The sequence below is a fragment of the Nocardia sp. JMUB6875 genome (assembly GCF_041154655.1).
Lineage (GTDB): Bacteria > Actinomycetota > Actinomycetes > Mycobacteriales > Mycobacteriaceae > Nocardia.
Map to the genome: position 1 here is coordinate 1 of NZ_BAAFGR010000045.1, position 22,510 is coordinate 22,510.

A 22,510-nucleotide genomic window follows, 5' to 3' on the forward strand; every position below is an offset into this window, starting at 1 on the left:
CACCAAGCCGTCGGGGACCGGCAGCTCGCTGACCCCGCTGACCAGCATTATCGACAGCCTGGTGAAGGGCATGGGCGGCGCCGGCGGCGGCGCCACCTCGAGCGGTTCCGCCTCCAGCGTCGGCTGAGGGACCGACGGCCGGTGGTTCGGATTCGCGCGGGATCCGAACCACCGGCCGTTCTCGTTTTCGGGGGCTGATTTACGCGGCCCGCTGTTTGAAAGTGGTCGCGTAGCAATCCACATACGGGCGGCCGGAACGCCGCACGATTTCGGCCATGAGTTCATCGGTGGCCCGGCGCACGGCCTGCTGATCGGCCGGAAGGAAATAGCGGGGGCGGCCGAAGGAAACGCGAACCTTGGCCGGGCGCAGGAAACGCCGATTGCGCGGATTGACCCGATCGGTGCCCGAGAGGACGACCGGGATGACCGGAGCGCCGGTCTGCATCGCCACCCGGATCACGCCGGTGCGCCCGCGGTAGATGCGGCCGTCGGGTGAGCGCGTGCCTTCGGGATGGATGCCCCAGATGCCGCCCGACTCCAGGATCTTCACCGCCGCCGCGAGGGAGTCGGATCCGGCGCTCCCGCCGGTGCGGTCCACCGGCACCTGACCGGTCGCGTTCATGACGAAGCGGTTGATGCGGCCGCGGAAGCCGCCCTCGGTGAAGTACTCCTGCTTGGCGATGAAGGTGACCTTCCGGCGCAGCACCAGGCACAGGTAGAGCGAATCCACCACGGCCAGATGGTTGGCCGCGATGATCACCGGCCCCTCAGCGGGAACGTGGTGCAGCCCTTCGACCTTGGGTCGTCCGAGCAGCCGCAGCACCGGCCCCACCAATACGTGCTTGAGCAGCCAGTACCACATGCAATTCCTCCCGGGTCGCGGCCGTAGACAGTGTCTACTCGAAGCCTTTCTACCCCACCGGCGTAGACACTGTCTACCGTTGCGGCGAGAATGTGGCGCATGACTTCGGTTGAGCCACTGCGGGAACGGCTGGTGACGGCGGGCGTCGCCATGCTCGAGCAGGCCAGGGCCGGGCAGCTGGGGCTGCGCGCGATCGCCCGCGAGGCCGGGGTCTCGCACGGCGCGCCGCGGCGGTATTTCCCCACCCACAATTCGCTGCTGGCCGCCATCGCCGCGGTCGGATATCGCGATCTGTGGGCCGAAATCGAAGCGGTCCAAGCGGATTCGCCGCGCGCCCGGGTCGACCGCGCCTGCCTGACCTACGTCGATTTCGCCGTCCGGCGCACGGAGATGTTCACCCTCATGTTCCGCCACGACCTGCTCGAGGGCGCGGGCGAGAACCTGCGCGAGACGGTCTCGCTGCCGCTGTTCCGCTATTGGCGCGAACTCGTCGACGCCTGTGTCACCGACCCGACCGGCGCTCGCGCCATGGGCCTGTGGACCAACCTGCACGGCCTGGCGGTGCTCGCCGGCAATCGCAGCCTCGAGGCCATCGCGCCCGAGGCCGATCTGTCCGCCCTCGTCGCCGCGGCCATCGACCGGTACCTGGGAACACCCGCCTGAGCTGGGACCGGCCGGTCGGACGAATGGGCCGATCGCGTACCCTGGTTCGGTTGCCTCGTCCGCACAAAAGGAGTCCCCCGTGAGTTCCCCGACTGCCAGCGCGACCTCTGCGACCGCCGGGCGGCTGGCCGACGAGGCGGCGCGGCGGCGCACCTTCGCGGTGATCTCCCACCCGGACGCCGGTAAATCGACGCTGACCGAGGCCCTCGCGCTGCACGCCAAGAAGATCTCCGAGGCGGGCGCGATCCACGGCAAGGCCGGGCGCAAGTCCACCGTCTCGGACTGGATGGAGATGGAGAAGGCGCGCGGCATCTCCGTCAGCTCCACGGCGCTGCAGTTCGAGTACGGCGACTGCGTCATCAATCTGGTGGACACCCCGGGTCACTCCGACTTCTCCGAGGACACCTACCGCGTGCTGACCGCGGTCGACGCGGCGGTCATGCTCATCGATGCCGCCAAGGGCCTGGAACCGCAGACGCTCAAGCTCTTTCAGGTCGCGCGCGATCGCGGGATTCCGGTCGTCACCGTCATCAACAAGTGGGACCGGCCGGGCCAGGCGCCGCTGGAACTGCTGGACGAGATCGTCGACCGCATCGGCCTGACGCCCACCCCGCTGTTCCTGCCGGTCGGCATCGCGGGCGACTTCCGCGGCCTGCTGCGCCGCGGCGCGGAGGGCGCGCCCGTCGAGTACATCCACTTCACCCGCACCGCGGGCGGCGCGACCATCGCCCCCGAGGAGCACTACACGCCCGAGCAGGCCGCCGAGCGCGAGGGCGACGCGTGGACCACCGCCGCCGAGGAGAGCGAACTGCTCTCGGCCGCCGGGCAGGACCACGATCAGGAACTGTTCCTGGCCGGGCACACCTCCCCGGTCATCTACGCCTCCGCCATGCTGAATTTCGGTGTGCGCCAACTGCTCGACACGCTCGTCGAGCTCGCGCCGCCGCCGCGCGCCCGCAAGGACGTCAAGGGCGAGCCGCGCGAGACCACCGCGCCGTTCAGCGCCGTCATCTTCAAGGTGCAGGCGGGCATGGACACCGCGCACCGCGACCGGCTGGCGTTCATGCGCATCGTGTCCGGTGAGTTCGAGCGCGGCATGGTGGTGACCCACGCGCAGACCGGACGCCCGTTCGCGACCAAGTACGCGCTGACCGTGTTCGGCCGCGAGCGCACCACCGTCGACACCGCCTACCCGGGCGATGTGGTCGGCCTGGTGAACGCGACCGCGCTGGCCCCCGGGCACACGCTGTACGTGGACAAGAAGGTCGAGTTCCCGCCGATCCCGTCCTTCGCGCCCGAGCATTTCGCCTCGCTGCGCGCCAAGACCGCGGACAAGTACAAGCAGTTCCGCAAGGCCATGGATCAGCTCGACTCCGAGGGCGTGGTGCAGGTGTTGCGCAATGACGCCCGCGGCGACCAGTCGCCGGTGCTGGCGGCGGTCGGCCCCATGCAGTTCGAAGTCGTCACGGCCCGAATGCAATCCGAGTTCAATGTCGAGACCCAGCTCGACCATCTGCCGTACCAGCTGGCCCGGCGCACCGACGCCGAATCGGCCGAGGAGTTGAGCCGCCAGCGCGGCGTGGAGGTCTTCACCCGTACCGACGGCGCGATCCTCGCGCTGTTCAGCGACAAGTGGCGGCTGCAGTACATCAGCAAGGAAATGCCGAAGCTGACCCTCGAAGTGCTGGTCGCCGGAGCCGAATAGGAGTCCTCAGCCCATCGTGCCGGTGCCGTCGGAGCTGGGTTCGATGCGCGGGGAATCGGCCGGGTCGCGGGCGATCAGGCCCCAGCGGCTCGAGGTGAGGCGCAGGCTGGGTAGGTCGGAGAGCGAGAGCACGACCTCGTAGGTGCGTTCGTATCCGGTATGGGCGATGCGCCAGTTGCCGTCGTCGCAGAGCACGTAGCGGTCGGTGTAGAAGGCCGCGCCGCGCAGCAGCATGTTGTGGCCCGGGATCAGGACCGTGTCGGCCAGGTACCAGGTGCCGGTGGCGGTATCGCCGTCGACGTCGATTTCCGGGTGGTCGCAACGGTGTTCGGTGATGACGTGCGGCCCGAGGGTGTTCCGCATGAAGGCGAGGAAGGCGTCGCGCGATTCGAACTGGAGGTACTCGCTGTAGGTGGCGGTGGCCTCCGGAATCATGGTGTCGGCGAACTCCTCCCACGCCTTGGTGTCCAACGCGCGCAGGTACCGGAACTTCAGCCGGCTGATCGCGGCGACGGCATCGGAATCCATACCATCAACAATCCCATCAGGTGTCGGAAACCTTCAGGGTTCGGCACGGATTTGTACCGGATCGCTATCAGCCGGATACCGAGTCAGCCGTTGATCGAGAAGCAGGTGTTGCAGAAATCCTCGCCGAACTCCGTCAGGCGCAGGCTCTTTCGCACGATCTTGGGCACCCGGCCCGCCTTCTTGAGCGCCTGCTCCACCACCGGCTGCACCTCGAGCACCATGTAGCGCGAGAGCACCACCGGATCCTCGGAGGTCATGGTCAGACCCAGACGGTTCAGGTTGATCAGGTAGTGCCGGGCACGGTCCGGGTAGCGGACGCCGGACTGCTCGGGCACCGAGGTCAGATCCCCCGCGACCAGCTCCGATCCGATGCCCAGCGGCCGATTGGTCCGCACGTCCACCGCCGGCTGCGGCCCCTGCAATGCCATGAAGCGCAGGATGCGCGCCTCGTCGGGCGCGAGCTGATCGAGGATCCGGTCGTAGGCCGGGTGCACGTCCTCGGTGAAGTAGACATCGGCCGAGCGCGCCAGCAGCGCGTCGCCGCGGCGGCGCAGATCCTCGGTGGTGGCCGAGCGCAGCAGCCCGGTGGTGGTGGTGATGGCCTGCTGCGGCGCGCCCATGGGAGTCGGTACGTAGCTGACGATCTCGCGCACCGAACCCTCGGTGACGCCGAGCGCGCTGCGCGCGATGGACCGCAGCGCCGCCCCCGTGCGCTCGGCGATATCGGCGGAGGATTCGCCGTCCAGCGCGGCCTGGGTCAGCTGTTTGGTGATCTCGAAGCTGGTGCCGACCGCCCACTCGGTCCCCCGCACCGCGGTGCCCACCGCCAGCCCGGCCGCCCGGAATGCCCCACGGATCAGGCGGGCCTCATTGCTGATCTGCCGCTGCTCCACATCCGAACTGCGTTCCACGGCACGAGGTCCCGGCCGGGCCACGTCCTGCCCCGGGATCCTGTCTTCCGCCACGTCCATCTCCGCTTATCGCCAGGTGAACCCAATCGTTCACAAGATTATTGCCCCCGACGGACCTTCGGGCATGTTGAACCCTCGAGCCAGACGAAAGATTACCCCAGTCCATGTCCGCCGCTGATGACGCACATGACCCCCAACACGCCCGCACTGGACACGATATGGATGTGGTCCCCGCCATTCTCGTGGTCCCATCGGGAGGAAGGAACATCGAGCCCGGCCAGTGTGACCGAGATCTCCGACTCAGACACTCTGTGGCTGGACTCGCTTCCTAAAGAGCCAGTAAGGTCCGAATCGCCGATGGGGTAGTAACGCCGACGGCGGTGCGTTGCGGGTCGGCAGGTCGGCAGGAGGGTGTCGTGCTAGAGAGCGTCTTCGGGGTACATCCGACAATCCTCATGGAATTGATCACCATCCCGTTGTTCACGGGCGTGATCGGCTACATCACCAACTGGACCGGCGTGCTGATGCTGTTCAAGCCGATCCGCTTCCACGGTTTCCGGCTGCCCGGGCTGGCGACGGTTTTTCCGTTGCTGCCCAAGCGGATTCAGGTGCTGCCGCTGCTGCAGCACGACGGGCGGATCGGCTGGCAGGGGATCGTGCCGTCGCGTGCGGACAAGATGGCCAGCATCGCGGTGGACAAGGGGCTGGCGAAACTCGGGAATGTCGCCGATTTCTATCGGGAACTGGAACCCGACAAGCTCGCCGAGCACTTTGTTGAAATAGCCGATCTCCAGATTCGCGACATAGTCGAGGACATCCTCAAACGCGAACATCCGCAGCTCTGGTACAACCTCCCCAACGGGGTCCGGGAGATGATCCACAGCCGGGTGCGCGAGCAACTGCCCGACATTCTGCGCGAGCTCACCGACGAACTCGGCAACAACATCGACCAACTGCTCGACGTGAAGTCGATGACCATTCGCTACTTCCAGGCGCGCCCGCAGATGCTGAACTCGGTGTTCCAGGTGCTGGGCGCCAAGGAACTGCGGTTCATGCAGAACTTCGGCTTCTACTTCGGCGCGCCCATGGGTCTGGTGCTGGTCGCGATTCTGCATTTCACCGGGTGGTCGTCGCTGGTGGTGCTGCCGATCGGCGGGGTGATCATCGGCTGGGTGGTCAACTGGATCGGCATCAACCTGATCTTCGAACCGGCCTACCCGAAGTGGTGGTGCCCGTGGCGGCAGGGCCTGCTGATCAAGCGGCAGGACGAGATCACCGAGGGCTACGCGGATCTGGTGGCCAGCGAGATCATGACCGTTGCCAATATCGGCGACGAACTGCTCAACGGGCCGCGCGCGGACCGCACAATGCAGATGCTCCAGGACACCCTCAAGCCCGCGGCCGACCGTGCGCTGGGACCCGCGAAGTCGGTGGTCAAGTTCGCCCTGGGCGGCCGCGAATACGACTCGCTGCAGGACTCGTTCACCTCCGAGGCGATGACCATCGCGCCCATCGCCTTCGCCGACCCGGCCTTCAACGCCCGCCAGGGCAAGCAGGTGCAGGAGTACATCGCCAAACAAATGTCGGCGCTGCCCCCGCCGGAGTTCGTGGACATGCTGCGATCGGCCATCAAACAAGATGAATGGCTTTTGTTCGTCCATGGCGGCGCGCTGGGGCTCATCGCCGGTTACGCTCACCTCCTGATCTTCGGTACAGGAGTGGCGAGCACATGGCTATAACCGAATCCGGCAGCGGCGACGACGATCCCGACGCGGTCGGCACCGAACCCGGTGTTCGCACAGGTTCGGAACTCGCTGTTCGAGAGCCCGCGCCGCTGCCGGTACCGGTGTCCCCCAACGAGAAAGCCGCGTCGGCCGGGCCGGTGCGCGCCACCGCCGGAGTGGTCGCGGTGGCCGTCTCCGCCGCGGTCGAGGCCGGTTTCTGGAGCCTGCACACCGCGCTGGGCGTCACCTCGGTGGTACTGCGCGGGAGCATGGCCGGACAGCCGCCGCGCGCGATCCTCTCCGATGCCGGTGCGCAGGTAAGGCATTCGGTGCGCCAGGCCCTGGGCGTTACTCCGCCCGAGGCCGCCGAGCACACTCCGGATCCGAGTCCCACCAGCGTCTTACGCGCCCGCGGGGCCGAATTGCTGCGCCGCTCGGCCGATTTCCACGCCGAGGACGACAACCATCACCACACCGCCTACGCCCGCATCCTGAGCGAGCTCGCCCCCGACGAGGCGCGCATCGTGCGTCATCTCTACCTGGACGGTCCGCAGCCCGCGGTGGAGGTCCGCACCGGAAGAACCTCGCCCCGAGGCAGTTTCAACCTGCTCGGCGAGGACGCCGCACTGCGCTACCCGAACCGGATCAACGAGTACCTGGCGAACCTGGACCGCCTCGGCCTGATCCACCTCACCCGTGAGGCGCTGGGCAACCCCAACCGCTACCAGCTGCTGGAAGCCATGCCCGAGGTGCGACGCCTGCTCAAGCGCGCCGGCTTCGGCACCAAGGTCCTCTACCGGACCATCGAATTGAGTTCGTTCGGCGCGGGTTTCGTCCGCACCTGCCTGCCGGTTCCCGTGCTGGACCAGCAGGCCCAGCACGGATAATCAGCCTCGGGCTTTCTCGGGACCGGCCGTCAGGCGTTGTCGGCCAGTTCGAGCCAGCGTTCCTCGGTCGACTCCTTCTCCGCCTGCACCTGCTTCAGCTCGGCGCCCAGCGTGACCAGCTTGTCCGGGTCGGTGGCCGCCTCGGCGAGCGCCGCGTGCAGCTTGTTCTCGCGGTCGGTGAGCTTCTCCAGTGCCCGTTCCAGCTTGGCCAGTTCCTTGCGGGCGGCGCGGTAGGCGGCCGAATCCGTGGCCGGGGCAGCGGAATTCGCGGCGGCGGGGGCGGGGGCCTTGGTCGCCGGTGCGCTCAGCGCTGCGCGTTTGCGCAGGTATTCGTCGATGCCGCCGGGGAGGTTGGTGAGCTTGCGGTCGCCGAACAGTGCCCAGGTCGAATCGCAGATGCGCTCGATCAGGTAGCGGTCGTGGGAGATGACCACGAGGGTGCCCGCCCAGCCGTCGAGCATGTCTTCCAGCTGCTGCAGGGTGTCGATGTCGAGGTCGTTGGTGGGCTCGTCGAGCAGCAAGACGTTGGGTTCGGCCATGAGGATTCGGGTCAGCTGCAGGCGGCGGCGCTCACCACCGGAGAGGTCGCCGACGGGGGTGCGCTGCTTGGCCGGGGTGAAGCCGAGGCGCTCGGCCAGCTGACCGGCGGAGATCTCCTTGTCACCCAGCATCATTCGCTGTGCCACGTCCTGGACCGCTTCCAGCACACGCATGTTCAGCGGCAGATCGTCGAGTTCCTGGCGCAGCCAGCCGATCTTGACGGTCTGGCCCTGAACCCGCTTGCCGGACTTCAGGTCCACGTCACCCGCGAGCGCGCGCAGCAGGGTGGTCTTGCCGGAGCCGTTCACGCCGACCAGGCCGACACGTTCGCCCGGCGCGAGCCGCCAGGTCAGGTCGGTCACCAGTTCCCGGCCGTCGGGGGTGGCGAGGGTGGCGTCCTCGAGCTCGATCACCACGCGGCCCAGGCGCTTTCGCGCGAAGGAGGCCAGCTCGACCTTGTCGCGCGGCGCGGGGACGTTCGCGATCAGGGCCTCGGCGGCCTCGATGCGATAGCGCGGCTTGGAGGTGCGCGCGGGGGCGCCGCGACGCAGCCAGGCCAGTTCCTTGCGGGCCAGGTTCTGGCGGCGGGCCTCGCTGGCGTCGGCCTGGCGGGCGCGTTCGGCGCGGGCGAAGATCCAGTCGTTGTAGCCGCCCTCGTAGGACTCGACCTTGCCGCCCTGCACCTCCCAGGTGCGGTTGGCGATGGTGTCGAGGAACCAGCGGTCGTGGGTCACGACCACCAGCGCGCTGCGGCGGTTCACCAGATGCTCGGCCAGCCACTGCACGCCCTCGACGTCGAGGTGGTTGGTGGGCTCGTCGAGGACGAGCAGGTCGAGGTCGCGGACCAGGGCGGCGGCCAGGGCGGTGCGGCGGCGCTCGCCACCGGAGAGGTTGGCGACGGGGGCGTCCATGCCGAGATCGGCGATGCCGATGCCCTCGACGACGGAACGGATGCGCGGGTTGGAGGCCCATTCGTGTTCGGCGACACCGTCGGTGCGCTGGTCCTCGGCCAGTCCCGCGAGCACAACCTCGCCGACGGTCGCGCCCTCGGGGAGGACACCGCGCTGGGTGACGACGGCCATGCGCAGATCACCGCGACGGCTCACGCGGCCGGAATCCGGCGCTTCGAGTCCGGTCAGGACCTCGAGCAGTGTGGTCTTACCGCCACCGTTGAGACCGACGACACCGATGCGCTCCCCCTCCTGAACGCCCAAGGAGACGTTGTCGAGCAGCGGCTTGATGCCGAAGCTCTTGGAGACCGCTTCAAGGTTGATCAGGTTGGCCATGAATCCTCGTGTCGTCGATGCTTGCCCCGGGCAAGCCTACCGAGCAGCGGAGACGGCCCCGAATCAGCGCTTGGCGGCGTCCGGCTGATCGGTGATGCGCCGCGCGCCCGGCACCGGGCCGAAGGCGGTGCGCACGCTGCGACAGACCCCCGCGCCCGCGAGTTCGGCGGCGACGGTGACCGCGGCCTCCTCGTTCTCGCAGAGGAAAGCGCAGGTCGGGCCGGAGCCGGAGACGATGCCCGCGAGGGCTCCGGCGGTGACGCCCGCGCGCAGGGTGCGGCGTAGTTCGGGTTTCAGCGAGAGGGCCGCGGCCTGGAGGTCGTTGCCGAGCAGCGGTGCGAGCTGTTTGGCCTCGCCGGAGGCCAGCGCCTGCAGCAGGTCCTCGGGGCTGCCGAGGCGCGGGGGATCACCGATCTCACGGAGCCGGTCGAGTTCCCGGAACACGGCCGGGGTGGACAGTCCGTCCTTGGCCAGCGCGAGCACCCAGTGAAAGGTGTTGCGGGACAGCACCGGGAGCAGCTTCTCGCCGCGGCCGCGGCCGAGCGCGGTGCCGCCGTGCAGCGAGAACGGCACGTCACTGCCGAGTTCGGCTGCGATATCGGACAATTCGGCCCGCCCGAGGCCGAGTTCCCACAGGTCGTTCAGCCCGATCAGCGCCGCGGCCGCGTCGGCGCTGCCGCCGGCCATGCCGCCCGCCACCGGAATGCCCTTGGTAATGCTGAATTCCACCAGCGGCGCGCGCCCGGCCAGATCTGCCAGCTTCACCGCGGCCTGCCACACCAGGTTCCCGCGATCGGTGGGCACCTCCTCGGCCCCTTCGCCGGTGACCTTCACCCGCAGCGCCGAGGACGGCGCGATCTGGACGTCGTCGCTGAGCGACAACGCCTGGAACACGGTGGTGAGGTCGTGGTAGCCGTCCTCGCGCAGATCGTCCACCCCGAGGTGCAGGTTCACCTTCGCGGGTGCGCGCACGATCACGGGGCTGGGCACAACTGAGAGCACGCGCACAGCCTAGTCGACAGATTTCCCGTCCGAGTACTTGCGCCAGGTACCCATGGGGGGTATGTTTCTGGATGTCGGGGATACCCCCACACCGTATAAATCAAAACCGCAATCGGATGAACGAACACGAGGAGACCGCCATGGCCACCAGCACCTACACCGTCACCGGCATGACCTGCGGCCACTGCGTCGGTTCGGTGCAGAAGGAGATCGGCAAGATCGACGGTGTCACCAGCGTGGATGTGGATCTCGCGTCCGGCCGGGTCCAGGTCGAGTCCAGCGCCCCGATCGCCGATGCCGATGTGATCGCCGCCGTCGACGAAGCCGGATACGAGGTGGCGGTGTGAACGATCGACTCAGGTTCGCCGCCTTCGGCGTCGGACTGGTCGTCTTGTTCGGAGCCGCGCTCGGAATCGGTGCCCTGGTCGGGGACCGTTCCGGCGCGGCCCCGGCCGGGGCCGGCCACAGCGAACATCAGGCGGCCGCCGCGCCGACGGGTTTGCAAGCCGGTGAATCGGGCTACACCCTCGGCGACATCACCGCACCCACCATCCCCAATCAGCAAGGCGCACTGCAGTTCCGGATCACCGGACCGCAGGGCACGGTTACCCAGTACAACAACCTTCACGAGCAGGACCTGCATCTGATCGTGGTCCGTTCCGACGCCAGCCAGTTCCGGCACGTGCACCCGAAGCGGGCCGCCGACGGCACCTGGTCCATCGATTGGAAGTGGGCCGAACCCGGTAGCTACCGCGTGTTCGCCGACTTCTCCCCCACCGGCGGGCCCGGCGAACTGGTGCTGAGCCGCACCTTCGCGGCCGCGGGCAATGTCACCGACAAGCCCCTGCCCCCGGTGTCCAAGACCGCCGACGTCGACGGCTACCGGGTCACCCTGGCCGGCGACCTGACCACCGCGGGCAGTGAACTCACCTTCACCATCACCCGCGACGGCAAACCGGTGACCGATCTGCGGCCCTACCTGGGCGCGTACGCTCACCTGGTAGCACTGCGGGCCACGGACCTGGCCTACCTGCACGTCCATCCCGAGGGCGAGGTCGGCAAGACCGCACCCGGCCCGAATGTCGTCTTCGCCGCGCAAGCGCCGAGCGACGGGAACTACCGCCTGTACCTCGACTTCGAGCACGGCGGTGCGGTTCACACCGCGGAGTTCACCGATACCGCCACCGCCGCATCCGATTCGAATGCGCCCGCCCACCACGAAGGAGGTCACTCATGAGCGCCGCTGTCAGCTTCGGAGATAGCACGGCACCCGAGCGTTCGATCGAACTCGATATCGGTGGGATGACCTGCGCCTCCTGCGCGGCCCGAATCGAGAAGAAGCTCAACCGGATCGACGGCGTCACCGCCTCGGTCAACTACGCCACCGAGAAGGCGAAGGTCAGCTTTCCGGAGACGGTGACGACCGATGATCTGATCGCCAAGGTGGTCGACACCGGCTACACCGCGGCCGTGCACCACAACGAACCGGTGAAAACCGAGAGCGCCGAGGATGATTCGGCACCCTCACCCGCGGACCTGCTGCGCCACAAACTGTTGGTGACACTGGCGCTGGCCGTGCCCGTGGTCGCCATGGGCATGTTCCCGGTCTTCCAGTTCACCAACTGGCAGTGGCTCTCGCTGACCCTGACCGCGCCCATCGTGGTGTGGAGCGCGTCCCAATTCCACCGGGCCGCCTGGGTGAACGCCAAGCACGGCGCGGCCACCATGGACACGCTGATCTCGCTGGGCACGCTGGCGGCGTTCGGCTGGTCGGTGTACGCGCTGTTCTGGGGCAATGCGGGCATGCCCGGCATGAAGCATCCGTTCAGTTTCGCCATCGAGCGCGGTGATTCGTCCTCTGCGCTGTACTTCGAGGTCGCGGCCACCCTGGTCACGGCGATCCTGGCGGGCCGCTACTTCGAGGTCCGGTCCAAGGAGAAGGCCGGATCGGCGCTGCGGGCGCTGCTGGAGCTGGGCGCCAAGGATGTCGCGGTGCTGCGCGACGGCGTCGAAACCCGCATCCCCGTGGGTGAATTGCGGGTCGGCGAGGAATTCCTGGTCCGGCCCGGCGAGAAGGTCGCCACCGACGGTGTCGTGGTGAGCGGCAGTTCGGCGCTGGACATGAGCATGCTGACCGGTGAATCGGTGCCGGTCGAGGTGGGTCCCGGCGATCCGGTGGTCGGCGCGACCGTGAACGCGGGCGGTCTGCTGACCGTGCGCGCCACCCGGGTCGGCGCGGATACCCAACTGGCGCAGATGGCTTCGCTGGTGGAGGAGGCGCAGAACGGCAAGGCGCCCGTGCAGCGGCTGGCCGATCAGGTGGCGGGCATCTTCGTCCCGATCGTCATCGCGATCGCGGTCGCGGCGCTGGGCTTCTGGCTCGGCACCGGCGCGGCCGTCGCGACCGCCTTCGGCGCGGCCGTCGCGGTGCTGATCATCGCCTGCCCGTGCGCCCTCGGATTGGCCACTCCCACCGCGCTTCTGGTGGGCACCGGCCGCGGCGCGCAGCTGGGCATCCTGATCAAGGGCCCGCAGGTGCTGGAGTCGACCCGGCGGATCGACACGGTCGTGCTGGACAAGACCGGCACGGTCACCACCGGCAAGATGACGCTGGCAGAGGCGATTCCGGCGGGCGGTGTGGATCCCGACGAGCTGCTGTCGGTGGCCGCGGCCGTCGAGCACGGCTCCGAGCACCCGGTCGCCAAGGCCGTGGTGAACGGTGCGGCCGAGCGCGGACTCGACACCGAGAAGGTGGAGCAGTTCGTCAGCCACGGCGGCAAGGGCGTGCAAGGCATGGTCGGCGAGCGCGCGGTGGTGATCGGACGCACCGAGCTGCTGGAGGATTGGTCGATCACGCTGCCGGAGTCCTTGGCGGACGCCAAGCTTCGCGCCGAGCGGGCGGGCAAGACCGCCATCGTGGTGGCGTGGGACGGGCAGGCGCGCGGCGTGCTGGTCATCGCCGACGCGGTGAAACCGACCAGCGCCCAGGCGATCTCGGAGATGAAGGCGCTCGGCCTCACCCCGGTCCTGCTGACCGGCGACAATGCGGCCACCGCCCGCACCGTCGCGGATCAGGTGGGCATCGAGGAGGTCATCGCCGAGGTGCTGCCCAGCGACAAGCTGGATGTCGTGAAGCGGTTGCAGGACCAGGGCAAGGTCGTCGCCATGGTCGGCGACGGTGTCAACGACGCCGCCGCGCTGGCCCAGGCCGATCTGGGTCTGGCCATGGGCACCGGCACCGACGTCGCCATCCAGGCCGCCGACATCACGCTGGTCCGCGACGACCTGCGGGCCGTCCCGACCTCGATCAAGCTGTCCCGGGCCACCCTGCGCACCATCAAGGGCAACCTGTTCTGGGCCTTCGGCTACAACGTGGCCGCCATCCCGCTGGCCGCCGCGGGCCTGCTGAACCCCATGCTCGCCGGTGCCGCGATGGCATTGTCCAGTGTGTTCGTGGTCAGCAACAGCCTGCGCCTGCGCGGGTTCAAGGGATGACCGAATTCGATCACCGCCACAGGGCCGCCCGGATCTCCACGACCGGGCGGCCCTTCCGCATGCGCGCGATCCGCGCCGACCGCATCGTGTTGAATGGCTGGTGACCACCGCCGTCGCCCCGAGGAGACCCGTTGACCACCATCGCCGAATACCTGGCCGCCGCCCAGATCCAGGCCGCCCCGGTCGACCCCGCGGCCCCCGGCGCACCCAAGGTGTCGGTCGGCGTCCCCGAAGGCTGGCAGCAGGTTCCGCCCGGCATGTTCCCCGGCGCCTACGGCGTCTGGACCCAGCCCCCGGTCAACGGCTGGGCCGACAACGCCGTCCTCCTCGTGGCCACCTTCACCCCGCGAGTCGACGCCCGCGAACTCCTCACCCACGCCTTCGCCGACGCCCGCCAACTCCCCGGCTGGCAAGACCTCGAAACCGACACCGAAGACTTCGAGGGCTACCCGTCGGCAGGCATCACCGGCACCTACACGGTCGAATCCCTCACCCTCTGGGCCTACAACCGCTACATCATCGTCGACTCCGACAACGGCCAATACCTGGTCCAACTCACCATCACCACCCGCACCGACAGCGACGGCTCCGCCCCCACCACCCTCCTCCAGGGCTTGTCGGTCTCCGCCTGACGCGGCTCAGCGCACCCAGACCCCACTGGCGAGGAAGCGGTCCCACTGCTCACCGGAAAACACGAGCGCGGGACCGCCCGGATCCTTGGAGTCCCGCACCCCAACCCCGCTACGCAGAAACGCGACCTCGACGCAGTCCTTACCTCCCGCGCTGCGGCTGCTCTTGAACCAGTTGGCCTGGGACAGATCGTCTTTCATGGCGCGAACTCCTTGGCAAGTCGTCGAAGCATGTTCTTGCTGTCGGCCACATCGAGCGCGGCGGCGCGAATAGCCGTGTGCGCCTGCCGATACAGCTCCACACTTGTCGTCCCTTCAAGGTACAAGTCACCGGCGTAGCTCTCGACATAAATAACGGTGGGCTCGACCGGCTCGCCGTCATGGTCGGTCTCGAAGTCCAGGATCGTGAACGGCCCCGGCGCCACACCGAGCGGAAAACCCGCTGCCGCAGGCAGGATTTGGACCGCCACATTCGGTGGCAGCGCGGCCAAATGGCGCAACTGGGCGGCCATGGTCTTCGGCCCGCCGACCACGCGGCGCAACGCGGCCTCATCGATGACCAGGCGTGCCGTAGCGGGCTTTCGCTTGCGCAGGATCAGAGACTGCCGACGCATCCGCAATTGCACGCGACGCTCCACCTCGGTCGGCGACTCGTACGTGAAATACGTGTGATCGAGTGACCGTGCGTATTCCGGCGTCTGAAACAGACCGGACACCATGTCAGGGCGATAGATCGTCAAACGCTCGGCCGCCGACTCCAATCCGACGTAGACGTTGAATCCAGCGGGAATCAAATCCCCGTATTCATGCCACCACGATTTCACATTGGCTTGCTGGGCAAGCCCTTTCAGCGGCCCGAGGTAGTCGGGCGCATCGTAGATTCGGCAGAGCTCCTCGATGTCGCGCAGCTGAATCCGTTCGGTGGCCCCGGTTTCCAGCCGTTGCAGGCTGCCCGAGCTCCGTTCGGCGAGCTTGGCGGCCTGCACGATGGACAGCCCGCACTGCTGACGCAGTTCTCTCAAGTACCGCCCGAGTTGGCGGCGCGGCAGATTGCTGGAGCGCTTCGACATGACCATCTCCTGGTGTCGGCTCCGAAACCCGAATCAAGTTTGCGCCGAAATCGGGTGGCGTGCTGGGAAAACGCGCAGAAATCCTGCGCGCGCAGAAATCTCCGTTCCCCGGACACCATCGCCGATGTCCGATGGACCTCAGCCCGGCCAACCAAACATCCGAAACCCAACCGCAATCCGGGCGCAGCCGACAACGCATTCTCGGGAGGAGACCGTAATGCCTTGGGATATCTGGGCCCTATTGATGATCGCGATCCTCTGCGGCAGCGTGATCCTCTGGTCGTGGTGGGGGTTCCACAGCGAATCCCACCCCACCGACGCCGCCCATCTCCGCCTCTCCATCGTCGGCGGCGGCTACCTGGATGTTCCGCGCCAGAGCAGTCACCCGCCCGGCCGACATCGCCGAATGCCAACGCGCGCAGAGTATCCGCACCGTCTCGCCCGAAGGCCACTCGGATGACCGCCGCCGAGGTCGCGGTCCTCTCCGCCCTGGCCCCCGACCACACCCTGACCACCACCGAAATCCAACAGGCCTCGGCCCTGACCAGCTGGCGCACCAGAAACGCCGTAGCCCAACTCAACTCCCGCGGCCTCATCACCCCTACCCGTCCCCCAGGCCGCTGGCGCATCACCCCGCGCGGGCGCACCGCCCTCGCGGTGAAGGCTCCCCGCTTCCGGTGACATGGCTGGCGGGCCGAATGGGCCTGAACCTACATTTTCATCGGCTTTTCGACAGAATCCTGCCGCCGCGAGCCGGTTTATGTAGCTCCAGGCCCATTCCCGCTTCCGCCGACCACCCAATCAAGATGCGCGGCGGACATAGGCTGGCGCGATGTTCGAGTACCACGGGTGGGTGTCGTTGCGGGCCACCGCCGAGGCGGTCGATGACGAGCGGGCGCTGCGACTCGGGGAGATCGAGGCGGTGATCGAGGAAGTGGCCGGGTATGCGCTGATGGATCTGCGGGCGATGAACGGGGACTACTTCATTCACATGGGTGGGCGGCCGAATCGCCGTGGTGGCCATGGCGATCAGCTGATCGACGCGTTCCACCGGATCGGCCGTCTCGCGCCGGGTTCGTATGGCCTGTTATACGTGCACGATGAGGGAGATCCCATCCATGCGGACGGATTTCGCGTCTACCGGATGGCCCGAGGTGTTGTCACGGAGCAGGCCGACACGCTCCTATCACCGGTTGTCCCGACACTCGAGGACCCCGAACCCGGACGTTGAGTCAGTCGGTCGCGGTGAGGGATTGGTGGCGGCGCTGCTCCAGCTCGATGAATTCATCGATCATGGCGGTGTAGACGCGTTCGACAACGGTTGGCTCTACGCCGTGTTCGAGGGACAGGTCGTGGAGGCGGGCCATCATTTGTTCGCGGCGCTTGGGGGCGCGGACCTCGTCAGGGTTGCGCTTGTAGGTGGCGGCTTGGAAGACGAGTTGTTGGCGGGCTCCCAGCAATTCGACGATTCGGGTGTCGATCGCGTCGATCTTGCCGCGGACTTCCTCCAGGGACATGTGCCTCGATCCTTTCGATTCGAGGCTTCATCAAATCATCTGTGACCGGTCGGTTTACTCGCGGCTGGTTGATGCGCGGTAGCGGAGGAGGACTACGCCGGAGTCGAAGGCGCGGGCCTCGGCCAGGCGCAGCGGGGGCAGGGGCATTCCGTCGGGGAAGAGGCGGGCGCCGCGGCCGAGTACCACCGGGTGCTGGAACAGGCGGTACTCGTTCACCAGGCCCGCGGCCATGAGCGAGTGCACGAGGGAGATGCTGCCGGTGGCCACGATGTCCGCGCCGGGTTCGACCTTCAGGTCGCGGATCTCCGCGGTCAGCGGGCCGCGGAGCACGGTTGTGTTGTCCCACTGCGGATCTCGCAGCGTCCGCGAGGCCACGTACTTGGTGACCTTGTTCAGGTAGTCCGCGACGCCGGTGGTGTCGTCGGTCTGGTGCGGCCAGTACCCGCGCATCTCCTCGAAGGTGACTCGGCCGAACAGTACGGCGTCGGCGGCCTCGAACTGTTCGCGCACGGCCTCCACCTGGTCGGCCTCGGTCTCGTTGTCGGCGGGGCCGAACCAGCCTCCGGTGGCGTCGATGACCCCGTCGACGGTGATGTTCTCGGTGACGATCAGATCTCGCATGATTCGCTCCTCGAAACTCGTAGTCCGTCAGCGGGTACCACGAATTTCGCGAGTCGAACGCACCGTGCGGCCGGGTCAGGGGCGCAGTTACATCAGAGCGCCGCCGTCCACGCGGAGTTCGGTGCCGGTCATGTAGCGGCCGTCGTCGGAGGCGGCCATGGCGACCACTCCGGCGATGTCCTCGGGCTTGCCGAGCGCGCCGCCCTCGATCCAGCCGGGGAGGCGGGCCATGAGCGACCAGTCGGCGTCGGCGGGGAGTTCCAGGCCGGAGGTGATGCCGGTGCTGATGCCGCCGGGCACGATATTGACCGCGCGCAGGCCCTTTTTCACGTATTCGAGGGCAATCGAGTGGGTCAGGGCGTTCACGCCCGCCTTCGAGGCGGAGTACGCGGCCATGTACGGGTTGGAGCCGAAGGCGGCGGTGGAGGAGAAGTTCACGATCACGCCGTGGCCGGATTCGATCAGGGCGGGCAGATTGGCCTGGATCATGAGGAAGGTGCCGGTCAGGTTGACGCCGATGACCTTGTTCCAGGATTCCAGGGGCATGTCGTGGGTGTGGGCGGCGCGCAGGATGCCCGCGGCGTTCACGAGAACGTCCAGGCCACCGAGGAATTCGTGGGCCTCGGCGGTGGCGGCACGTACGGCGTCCTGGTCGGAGATGTCGAGGGTCAGGGTGCGCAGGCGTTCGCGTTGCTCGGCGGGCACGGCATCGACCGTTGCGGCCAGGCCGCTTTCGTTGACGTCCGCGGCGACCAATCGGGCTCCCTCGGCCAGCAGGCGCACGGCGACCGCCTGCCCGATGCCCGATCCCGCTCCGGTGACAATGACGCGACGGCCTTCAAATCTGCTCGACATGACGAGAAATTAGAACAAGTTACAAACCGAGTCAACGGTCGATCCAGCTAATTGCCAGAGTGTTCTCATACTGGTCTGCCGTTCAAATCGATAAACTCGAGCCCCGTAAACGACTGGTTATTTTCGGGTCGGGAAACCCTGATGGAGGATTCATGCGGTTGGTTGGTTGGCGGACGCGTGCTTTCACGGCGGCCGTAGCGTCGGCGGGTGCCCTGCTGGTCCTGCCGGGCACTCCGGCACATGCCGATGCGGCGGGCACCACCATCGCCACCACCCCCGCACCGGACGGCTTCCGGGGTCTCAGCAACGGCACCATCGTCGATTACTGGACCACGCGATCCAACGGCGAACCGGTGAAAGCCAGTGGCGCGCTGTTCGTTCCGTCCGGCCCGGCCCCCGCGGGCGGCTGGCCGATCATGGCCTACGACCACGGCACCTCCGGCATGGGCCCCGGCTGCGGCGGGCAGACCGACACCTCCAAGATGAGCCGCCCCGCGGAAGACAAGGTCATCCAGTACTTCGTGAACAAGGGCTTCGCCGTGGTCGCCCCCGACTACCTCGGCCTGGGCCGCTTCGACACCGGCCCGCACCCGTACCTGGAGATCAGCACCGAGGCGGGCTCGACCATCGACCTGGTCAAGGCGGCCCGCTCCACGAATCCGAACCTGTCGCGCACCTGGGCGGTGATCGGCTTCTCGCAGGGCGGCCAGGCCGCGCTGGGCACCGGGCACCTGCAGTCGGTGACCGCCCCCGACCTCGACTTCCGCGGCACCATCACCGTCGATCCGGAATCCGATCTGGAGAAGATCACCCCGTTCATCGGCCCGTGGGTGCCCGCGATTCCGGGCCAGACCGGTACCGCGGTCAATGGTTTCGTGGTCAGCATGCTCGCCGGGCTGCGGGCCACCCACCCGGAGGTCGATGTCGACAGCTACCTCACCCCGCGCGGCAAGCAGGCCGTGGACGCCTCCCAGAGCCTGTGCTTCGCCGACATCATGAAGGTGGTCGACGGCCTGAGCATCGGCGACATGCTGTCCCGGCCGCTCAACGATCCGACCTTCCAGGCCGCCATGAGCGAGTACATGACCGTGCCGGTGAACGGCTACGACGCGCCGATCCTGTTGCTGGTCAACACCAATGACACCACCGTGCCGTCCCCGCTGCACGCCGCGCTGGCCGCGCAGTTCGCCGCCAATGGCGTGGACTTCCAGACCGTGGTCGGCACCGGCACCCACACCCAGGTGAGTCCCCAGATGTGGGATGCCATCGGCGCGTTCAGCGATCGGATCCTGGCCACGCCCGCGCAGTAACGCGAATTACTGCGGGAACCAGGAGAAGTCGGGCTCGCAGGTGAGATCCTCGGCGGGCCGCACGCCGGTCGCCAGGTAGGTGTTCACGATGCCGTTCACGCACGGGCTCAGGCCCGGGCGGAACGCACCGTGAACCCTGGTGTCCGCCAAGGTGACCAGCCGCGACTCCGGCAGATCCCGGTGCAGCGCAAGGCCTTCCTGATACGCGGTGCGGGTGTCGTGCACGTTCGCCACCATCAGAACCGGTGTGGCGTTGTGGATCTCGGTGGCCGGTTCGATCGGATCCGGCCAGAACGCGCACGCGGTGATGTTGTTGGCGAACGCGCCGAACACCGGCTGCGTCGGGCGCGCGGCCTCGACATTCGCGTAGTACCAGGCGGGGTCGCGCGGCGCGGCCCGGTCGCCGCACATGATCGCCGCCATGGCCGCCGCGTCCAGCGGCACCGCGGCGATGATCTTCGCCTTCAGCGCGTCCATATCGATGGGCCCGCCCGACACCCCGGAATCCACCATCCGCACCACCTCGGCGAGGTTGGTGTTCAGCTTCGGATTCGGCAGCAGCGCAAGCAGCATCATGGGAATCGTGTGCTCGTCGACGAGGTATCCGCTGCCGTAGATCTCGTGGCCCGCGGCGCGCCGGATGAGATCCTCGATGAATCCGCGCACCTGCTCGGGAGTCGCGCCGAAGTGGTACTCGTCGTCGTGGCGGGCCGCCCATTTCGCCCAGTCGTCGAGGGCGTACTCATTGATCGGGCCCATGTCCTGGTAGAGGCCGACGTAGTACCGCTCCGGGTCGATCGGGCTGTCGAAGACCATCCGGTCGACATGGTCGCCGAACATCTGGCTGTAGACGGACCCGAGGTAGGTGCCGTAGGACGCGCCGAAGTAGTTGATCTTCGATTCCCCGAAAACGCCTCGGATGACATCCATATCGCGCGCGGTATTGCGAGTCGTGATGTGCCGGGCCTTCTCCGCGTCGGTGCCGACGCACGCGGTGGCCAGCGCCGCGGCGACCGCGGTATCGCGGGCGTAGCCGAAGAGATCGAATCCGGCCGAGAACAGCATGGTGGGCACCGGAATCGTGCAGCTCACCGGATCGGAGCGGCCGATGCCGCGCGGATCCATGCCGATCTGGTCGTATTGCGCGCGGACGTCGGGGCTGAAGAGTTCGTTGGACAGATTGCCCGAGTACTTCAGGCCCTGACCGCCGGGGCCGCCCGGATTGGACAGCAGGATGCCGCGCCGCCGGCTCGGATCGGCGGCGGGAATCCGGGAGATGGCGACGGTCAGCGTGCGTCCGCCCGGATTGTCGTAGTCGAGCGGAACCCGCACGCCGGAACACAGCCCGCCGGCGGCATCGAGGGCCGGGATGTCACACGGCTTCCACTCCAGATCCTGGTGATAGAACCGGTCCAGGCTCGCGGCGGCATCCGCGCTCGCCGGTCCCGCCGGTAGGACGACCGCCGAGGTGAGCAGGGTCGCGCCCAGGGTGGCGTGGACTACAGCGACGAGCCGTCGAATCCGCTGAGCCGGCATGCATTCTCCTCACGGTCTGGTTCCCGAGGGGCGACGCTACCCGGCAGCCGGGTGAAAAACCGTGGGAGATGGCGGATTTGGTCGGCGACGCGTGCCGCCGCCACGCCCGCCACATACCTAGCAAATCTCCGGCGATCAAGGTCGATAGACTTTCCGCCCATCGAAGGCCTTCGCCCCCGTGGAGGAATCATGCGGATTGCAGGTGCATTTGCTCTTACCGTCGCGACGGTGGCGGCGGGTGTGCTGCTGAGCGTTCCCGGGTCGGCGCAGGCCGAACCCTCGGGATCGCTCATTTCAGCAACCAGCCAGCCCGACGGTTGGCACAACCTCTGGGGCGGGTCCGCCGTCGAATACTGGACCACCCGTTCCAACGGTGAGCCGGTGAAAGCCAGCGGAGCCGTATTCGTTCCGGCCGGGCAGCCCCCGGCGGGCGGATGGCCGATCATGGCCTGGGATCACGGCACCACCGGACTGGGCCCGGGCTGCGGCTGCCAGGCCGACCCGGAACGCGAGGTGCTGCCGTACCGGCGTCGCGAGGAAGACGCGATCATGCGGTTCTTCCTGTCCAAGGGCTACGCGGTTGTCGCGCCCGACTACGTGGGCCTCGGGCTCTTCGACACCGGGCCGCACCCCTACCTCGAACTGAGCACCGAAGCGGGCGCGACCATCGACATGGTCAAGGCGGCCCGCGCCGCCAAGCCCGAACTCTCGCGCACCTGGGCGGTCAGCGGCGCTTCCCAGGGCGGGCATGCGGCGCTGGGCAGTTCGAGCTATCAGGTGTGGACCGCGCCCGAGCTGGATTTCCGGGGCACGGTCGCCATCGACCCGGCCTCCGACGTGGAGAAGGTGCTGCCGATCGCCGGACCGTGGGTACCCGCGCTGCCCGGACCGTCCGGGCAGGACACCGACGCCTTCTTCGTATCCATCCTGATCGGCATGCGCGCGGCGCGGCCGGACGCACAGGTCGACAGCTATCTCACCGACTACGGCCGCCGGCTGCTCGACAGCGTTCAATACGACTGCCTGGGCGAGCTCACCGACAAGATGGCGGGCGTGGTGGCGGGGTCGGTGCTGTCCCGCCCCCTCTCCGAAGGGCCGTTCTCCGCCGTGCTGCGCGACTACATGACCGTGGCCACTCGCGGCTATGACGCGCCGATCCTCTTGCTGCTCAATGCGACCGACACCACCGTCCCGTCGCCCCTGCACGCCGCGCTGATGGCGCAGTTCGCCGCGAACGGCGTCGGCTTCGAGTCCGTGATCGGCACCGGCGGCCACACCGAGCTCAACCCGCAGATGTGGGCGGCGATGGACGACTTCACCAACCGCATCTTCGCCGCGCCCACTGTGCCCTGACCGGTTGTCCGCCGGT

The 22,510-nt window shown here is 67.8% G+C and carries 23 protein-coding genes; 12 read left to right on the forward strand and 11 right to left on the reverse strand.

The window, feature by feature from the left end; genetic code table 11:
• Nucleotides 1-199 precede the first annotated feature (199 nt).
• A complete protein-coding gene (locus ACAM49_RS13995; RefSeq protein WP_369635917.1) occupies nucleotides 200-862 on the reverse strand; it encodes a lysophospholipid acyltransferase family protein in 663 nt (220 codons plus the stop codon).
• 99 nt (nucleotides 863-961) lie between these two features.
• Here ACAM49_RS13995 and ACAM49_RS14000 point away from each other — a divergent pair, with 99 nt between their 5' ends.
• Both ACAM49_RS14000 and ACAM49_RS14005 read left to right on the forward strand, forming a co-directional pair.
• A complete protein-coding gene (locus ACAM49_RS14000) occupies nucleotides 962-1,525 on the forward strand; it encodes a TetR/AcrR family transcriptional regulator (RefSeq protein WP_369635918.1) in 564 nt (187 codons plus the stop codon).
• Between the two features lie 79 nt (nucleotides 1,526-1,604).
• Nucleotides 1,605-3,230 (forward strand): peptide chain release factor 3, encoded by a 1,626-nt coding sequence (locus tag ACAM49_RS14005; RefSeq protein ID WP_369635919.1) that lies wholly within the window; start codon nucleotides 1,605-1,607, stop codon nucleotides 3,228-3,230.
• Between the two features lie 6 nt (nucleotides 3,231-3,236).
• Here ACAM49_RS14005 and ACAM49_RS14010 read toward each other — a convergent pair whose 3' ends face one another.
• Together ACAM49_RS14010 and ACAM49_RS14015 are read right to left on the reverse strand one after the other, a co-directional pair.
• A complete protein-coding gene (locus tag ACAM49_RS14010; RefSeq protein ID WP_369635920.1) occupies nucleotides 3,237-3,758 on the reverse strand; it encodes a nuclear transport factor 2 family protein in 522 nt (173 codons plus the stop codon).
• An 83-nt stretch (nucleotides 3,759-3,841) separates the two neighbouring features.
• Nucleotides 3,842-4,729 carry a DUF4393 domain-containing protein gene (locus ACAM49_RS14015; protein ID WP_369635921.1) on the reverse strand — a complete coding sequence of 296 codons (888 nt, stop codon included), beginning with the start codon at nucleotides 4,727-4,729 and terminating at the stop codon, nucleotides 3,842-3,844.
• A 356-nt stretch (nucleotides 4,730-5,085) separates the two neighbouring features.
• On the opposite strand from ACAM49_RS14015, the gene ACAM49_RS14020 reads away from it, so the two are divergent.
• The gene (locus ACAM49_RS14020) at nucleotides 5,086-6,408 is read left to right on the forward strand and encodes a hypothetical protein (RefSeq protein WP_369635922.1); all 1,323 of its coding nucleotides are present in this window, start codon (nucleotides 5,086-5,088) and stop codon (nucleotides 6,406-6,408) included.
• Entirely contained in the window at nucleotides 6,399-7,280 is an 882-nt protein-coding gene (locus ACAM49_RS14025) for an Abi-alpha family protein (protein ID WP_369635923.1), read from the forward strand. The genes ACAM49_RS14020 and ACAM49_RS14025 overlap by 10 nt, the downstream gene beginning before the upstream one ends.
• A 29-nt stretch (nucleotides 7,281-7,309) precedes the next feature.
• On the opposite strand, the gene ACAM49_RS14030 is transcribed toward ACAM49_RS14025, so the two are convergent.
• Nucleotides 7,310-9,106: an ABC-F family ATP-binding cassette domain-containing protein gene (locus ACAM49_RS14030; protein WP_369635924.1), complete on the reverse strand. Its 1,797-nt coding sequence runs from the start codon at nucleotides 9,104-9,106 to the stop codon at nucleotides 7,310-7,312.
• A gap of 63 nt (nucleotides 9,107-9,169) precedes the next feature.
• On the reverse strand, nucleotides 9,170-10,108 hold the full coding sequence (locus ACAM49_RS14035; protein WP_369635925.1) for a 4-(cytidine 5'-diphospho)-2-C-methyl-D-erythritol kinase: 939 nt from the start codon (nucleotides 10,106-10,108) through the stop codon (nucleotides 9,170-9,172).
• A gap of 140 nt (nucleotides 10,109-10,248) precedes the next feature.
• Between ACAM49_RS14035 and ACAM49_RS14040 the strand changes: the two genes are divergently transcribed.
• From ACAM49_RS14040 to ACAM49_RS14055, 4 genes are all read left to right on the forward strand, one after another.
• The gene (locus ACAM49_RS14040; RefSeq protein ID WP_369635961.1) at nucleotides 10,249-10,455 is read left to right on the forward strand and encodes a heavy-metal-associated domain-containing protein; all 207 of its coding nucleotides are present in this window, start codon (nucleotides 10,249-10,251) and stop codon (nucleotides 10,453-10,455) included.
• Nucleotides 10,452-11,345 (forward strand): hypothetical protein, encoded by an 894-nt coding sequence (locus ACAM49_RS14045; protein ID WP_369635926.1) that lies wholly within the window; start codon nucleotides 10,452-10,454, stop codon nucleotides 11,343-11,345. Before ACAM49_RS14040 ends, ACAM49_RS14045 begins: the two co-directional genes overlap by 4 nt.
• On the forward strand, nucleotides 11,342-13,603 hold the full coding sequence (locus ACAM49_RS14050) for a heavy metal translocating P-type ATPase (protein ID WP_369635927.1): 2,262 nt from the start codon (nucleotides 11,342-11,344) through the stop codon (nucleotides 13,601-13,603). The genes ACAM49_RS14045 and ACAM49_RS14050 overlap by 4 nt, the downstream gene beginning before the upstream one ends.
• A 131-nt stretch (nucleotides 13,604-13,734) precedes the next feature.
• Nucleotides 13,735-14,235, forward strand: a complete 501-nt coding sequence (locus tag ACAM49_RS14055) for an LpqN/LpqT family lipoprotein (RefSeq protein WP_369635928.1) — start codon at nucleotides 13,735-13,737, stop codon at nucleotides 14,233-14,235.
• Between the two features lie 6 nt (nucleotides 14,236-14,241).
• On the opposite strand, the gene ACAM49_RS14060 is transcribed toward ACAM49_RS14055, so the two are convergent.
• Both ACAM49_RS14060 and ACAM49_RS14065 read right to left on the reverse strand, forming a co-directional pair.
• Complete coding sequence (locus tag ACAM49_RS14060; protein ID WP_369635929.1) at nucleotides 14,242-14,433, reverse strand: DUF397 domain-containing protein; 192 nt, start codon at nucleotides 14,431-14,433, stop codon at nucleotides 14,242-14,244.
• A complete protein-coding gene (locus tag ACAM49_RS14065) occupies nucleotides 14,430-15,302 on the reverse strand; it encodes a helix-turn-helix domain-containing protein (protein WP_369635930.1) in 873 nt (290 codons plus the stop codon). Before ACAM49_RS14065 ends, ACAM49_RS14060 begins: the two co-directional genes overlap by 4 nt.
• A 456-nt stretch (nucleotides 15,303-15,758) precedes the next feature.
• Between ACAM49_RS14065 and ACAM49_RS14070 the strand changes: the two genes are divergently transcribed.
• Together ACAM49_RS14070 and ACAM49_RS14075 are read left to right on the forward strand one after the other, a co-directional pair.
• Nucleotides 15,759-15,983, forward strand: coding sequence for a hypothetical protein (locus ACAM49_RS14070; RefSeq protein ID WP_369635931.1), 225 nt, complete (start codon nucleotides 15,759-15,761; stop codon nucleotides 15,981-15,983).
• 151 nt (nucleotides 15,984-16,134) lie between these two features.
• Entirely contained in the window at nucleotides 16,135-16,533 is a 399-nt protein-coding gene (locus ACAM49_RS14075; RefSeq protein WP_369635932.1) for an Imm7 family immunity protein, read from the forward strand.
• Nucleotide 16,534: 1 nt separating this feature from the next.
• On the opposite strand, the gene ACAM49_RS14080 is transcribed toward ACAM49_RS14075, so the two are convergent.
• From ACAM49_RS14080 to ACAM49_RS14090, 3 genes are all read right to left on the reverse strand, one after another.
• Complete coding sequence (locus ACAM49_RS14080) at nucleotides 16,535-16,819, reverse strand: chorismate mutase (RefSeq protein WP_369635933.1); 285 nt, start codon at nucleotides 16,817-16,819, stop codon at nucleotides 16,535-16,537.
• Nucleotides 16,820-16,873: 54 nt separating this feature from the next.
• Complete coding sequence (locus ACAM49_RS14085) at nucleotides 16,874-17,440, reverse strand: dihydrofolate reductase family protein (protein WP_369635934.1); 567 nt, start codon at nucleotides 17,438-17,440, stop codon at nucleotides 16,874-16,876.
• 87 nt (nucleotides 17,441-17,527) lie between these two features.
• Entirely contained in the window at nucleotides 17,528-18,295 is a 768-nt protein-coding gene (locus tag ACAM49_RS14090) for an SDR family NAD(P)-dependent oxidoreductase (RefSeq protein ID WP_369635935.1), read from the reverse strand.
• Nucleotides 18,296-18,447: 152 nt separating this feature from the next.
• On the opposite strand from ACAM49_RS14090, the gene ACAM49_RS14095 reads away from it, so the two are divergent.
• A complete protein-coding gene (locus tag ACAM49_RS14095; protein ID WP_369635936.1) occupies nucleotides 18,448-19,605 on the forward strand; it encodes an alpha/beta fold hydrolase in 1,158 nt (385 codons plus the stop codon).
• Between the two features lie 6 nt (nucleotides 19,606-19,611).
• Here the strand turns inward: ACAM49_RS14095 and ACAM49_RS14100 are convergent, their stop codons facing one another.
• Complete coding sequence (locus tag ACAM49_RS14100; protein WP_369635937.1) at nucleotides 19,612-21,141, reverse strand: alpha/beta hydrolase; 1,530 nt, start codon at nucleotides 21,139-21,141, stop codon at nucleotides 19,612-19,614.
• Between the two features lie 189 nt (nucleotides 21,142-21,330).
• Here ACAM49_RS14100 and ACAM49_RS14105 point away from each other — a divergent pair, with 189 nt between their 5' ends.
• Nucleotides 21,331-22,494, forward strand: coding sequence for a lipase family protein (locus tag ACAM49_RS14105; RefSeq protein WP_369635938.1), 1,164 nt, complete (start codon nucleotides 21,331-21,333; stop codon nucleotides 22,492-22,494).
• Nucleotides 22,495-22,510 lie beyond the last annotated feature (16 nt).

What these genes read in the sequence shown, in the direction of transcription:
- ACAM49_RS14030 (WP_369635924.1), bottom strand. Translation starts at nt 9,106, where the DNA reads ATGGCCAACCTGATCAACCTTGAAGCGGTCTCCAAGAGCTTCGGCATC.
- ACAM49_RS14085 (WP_369635934.1), bottom strand. Translation starts at nt 17,440, where the DNA reads ATGCGAGATCTGATCGTCACCGAGAACATCACCGTCGACGGGGTCATC.
- ACAM49_RS14015 (WP_369635921.1), bottom strand. Translation starts at nt 4,729, where the DNA reads ATGGACGTGGCGGAAGACAGGATCCCGGGGCAGGACGTGGCCCGGCCG.
- ACAM49_RS14095 (WP_369635936.1), top strand. Translation starts at nt 18,448, where the DNA reads ATGCGGTTGGTTGGTTGGCGGACGCGTGCTTTCACGGCGGCCGTAGCG.
- ACAM49_RS14090 (WP_369635935.1), bottom strand. Translation starts at nt 18,295, where the DNA reads ATGTCGAGCAGATTTGAAGGCCGTCGCGTCATTGTCACCGGAGCGGGA.
- ACAM49_RS14100 (WP_369635937.1), bottom strand. Translation starts at nt 21,141, where the DNA reads ATGCCGGCTCAGCGGATTCGACGGCTCGTCGCTGTAGTCCACGCCACC.
- ACAM49_RS13995 (WP_369635917.1), bottom strand. Translation starts at nt 862, where the DNA reads ATGTGGTACTGGCTGCTCAAGCACGTATTGGTGGGGCCGGTGCTGCGG.
- ACAM49_RS14105 (WP_369635938.1), top strand. Translation starts at nt 21,331, where the DNA reads ATGCGGATTGCAGGTGCATTTGCTCTTACCGTCGCGACGGTGGCGGCG.
- ACAM49_RS14010 (WP_369635920.1), bottom strand. Translation starts at nt 3,758, where the DNA reads ATGGATTCCGATGCCGTCGCCGCGATCAGCCGGCTGAAGTTCCGGTAC.
- ACAM49_RS14065 (WP_369635930.1), bottom strand. Translation starts at nt 15,302, where the DNA reads ATGTCGAAGCGCTCCAGCAATCTGCCGCGCCGCCAACTCGGGCGGTAC.
- ACAM49_RS14075 (WP_369635932.1), top strand. Translation starts at nt 16,135, where the DNA reads ATGTTCGAGTACCACGGGTGGGTGTCGTTGCGGGCCACCGCCGAGGCG.
- ACAM49_RS14000 (WP_369635918.1), top strand. Translation starts at nt 962, where the DNA reads ATGACTTCGGTTGAGCCACTGCGGGAACGGCTGGTGACGGCGGGCGTC.
- ACAM49_RS14040 (WP_369635961.1), top strand. Translation starts at nt 10,249, where the DNA reads ATGGCCACCAGCACCTACACCGTCACCGGCATGACCTGCGGCCACTGC.
- ACAM49_RS14060 (WP_369635929.1), bottom strand. Translation starts at nt 14,433, where the DNA reads ATGAAAGACGATCTGTCCCAGGCCAACTGGTTCAAGAGCAGCCGCAGC.
- ACAM49_RS14080 (WP_369635933.1), bottom strand. Translation starts at nt 16,819, where the DNA reads ATGTCCCTGGAGGAAGTCCGCGGCAAGATCGACGCGATCGACACCCGA.
- ACAM49_RS14050 (WP_369635927.1), top strand. Translation starts at nt 11,342, where the DNA reads ATGAGCGCCGCTGTCAGCTTCGGAGATAGCACGGCACCCGAGCGTTCG.
- ACAM49_RS14025 (WP_369635923.1), top strand. Translation starts at nt 6,399, where the DNA reads ATGGCTATAACCGAATCCGGCAGCGGCGACGACGATCCCGACGCGGTC.
- ACAM49_RS14070 (WP_369635931.1), top strand. Translation starts at nt 15,759, where the DNA reads ATGACCGCCGCCGAGGTCGCGGTCCTCTCCGCCCTGGCCCCCGACCAC.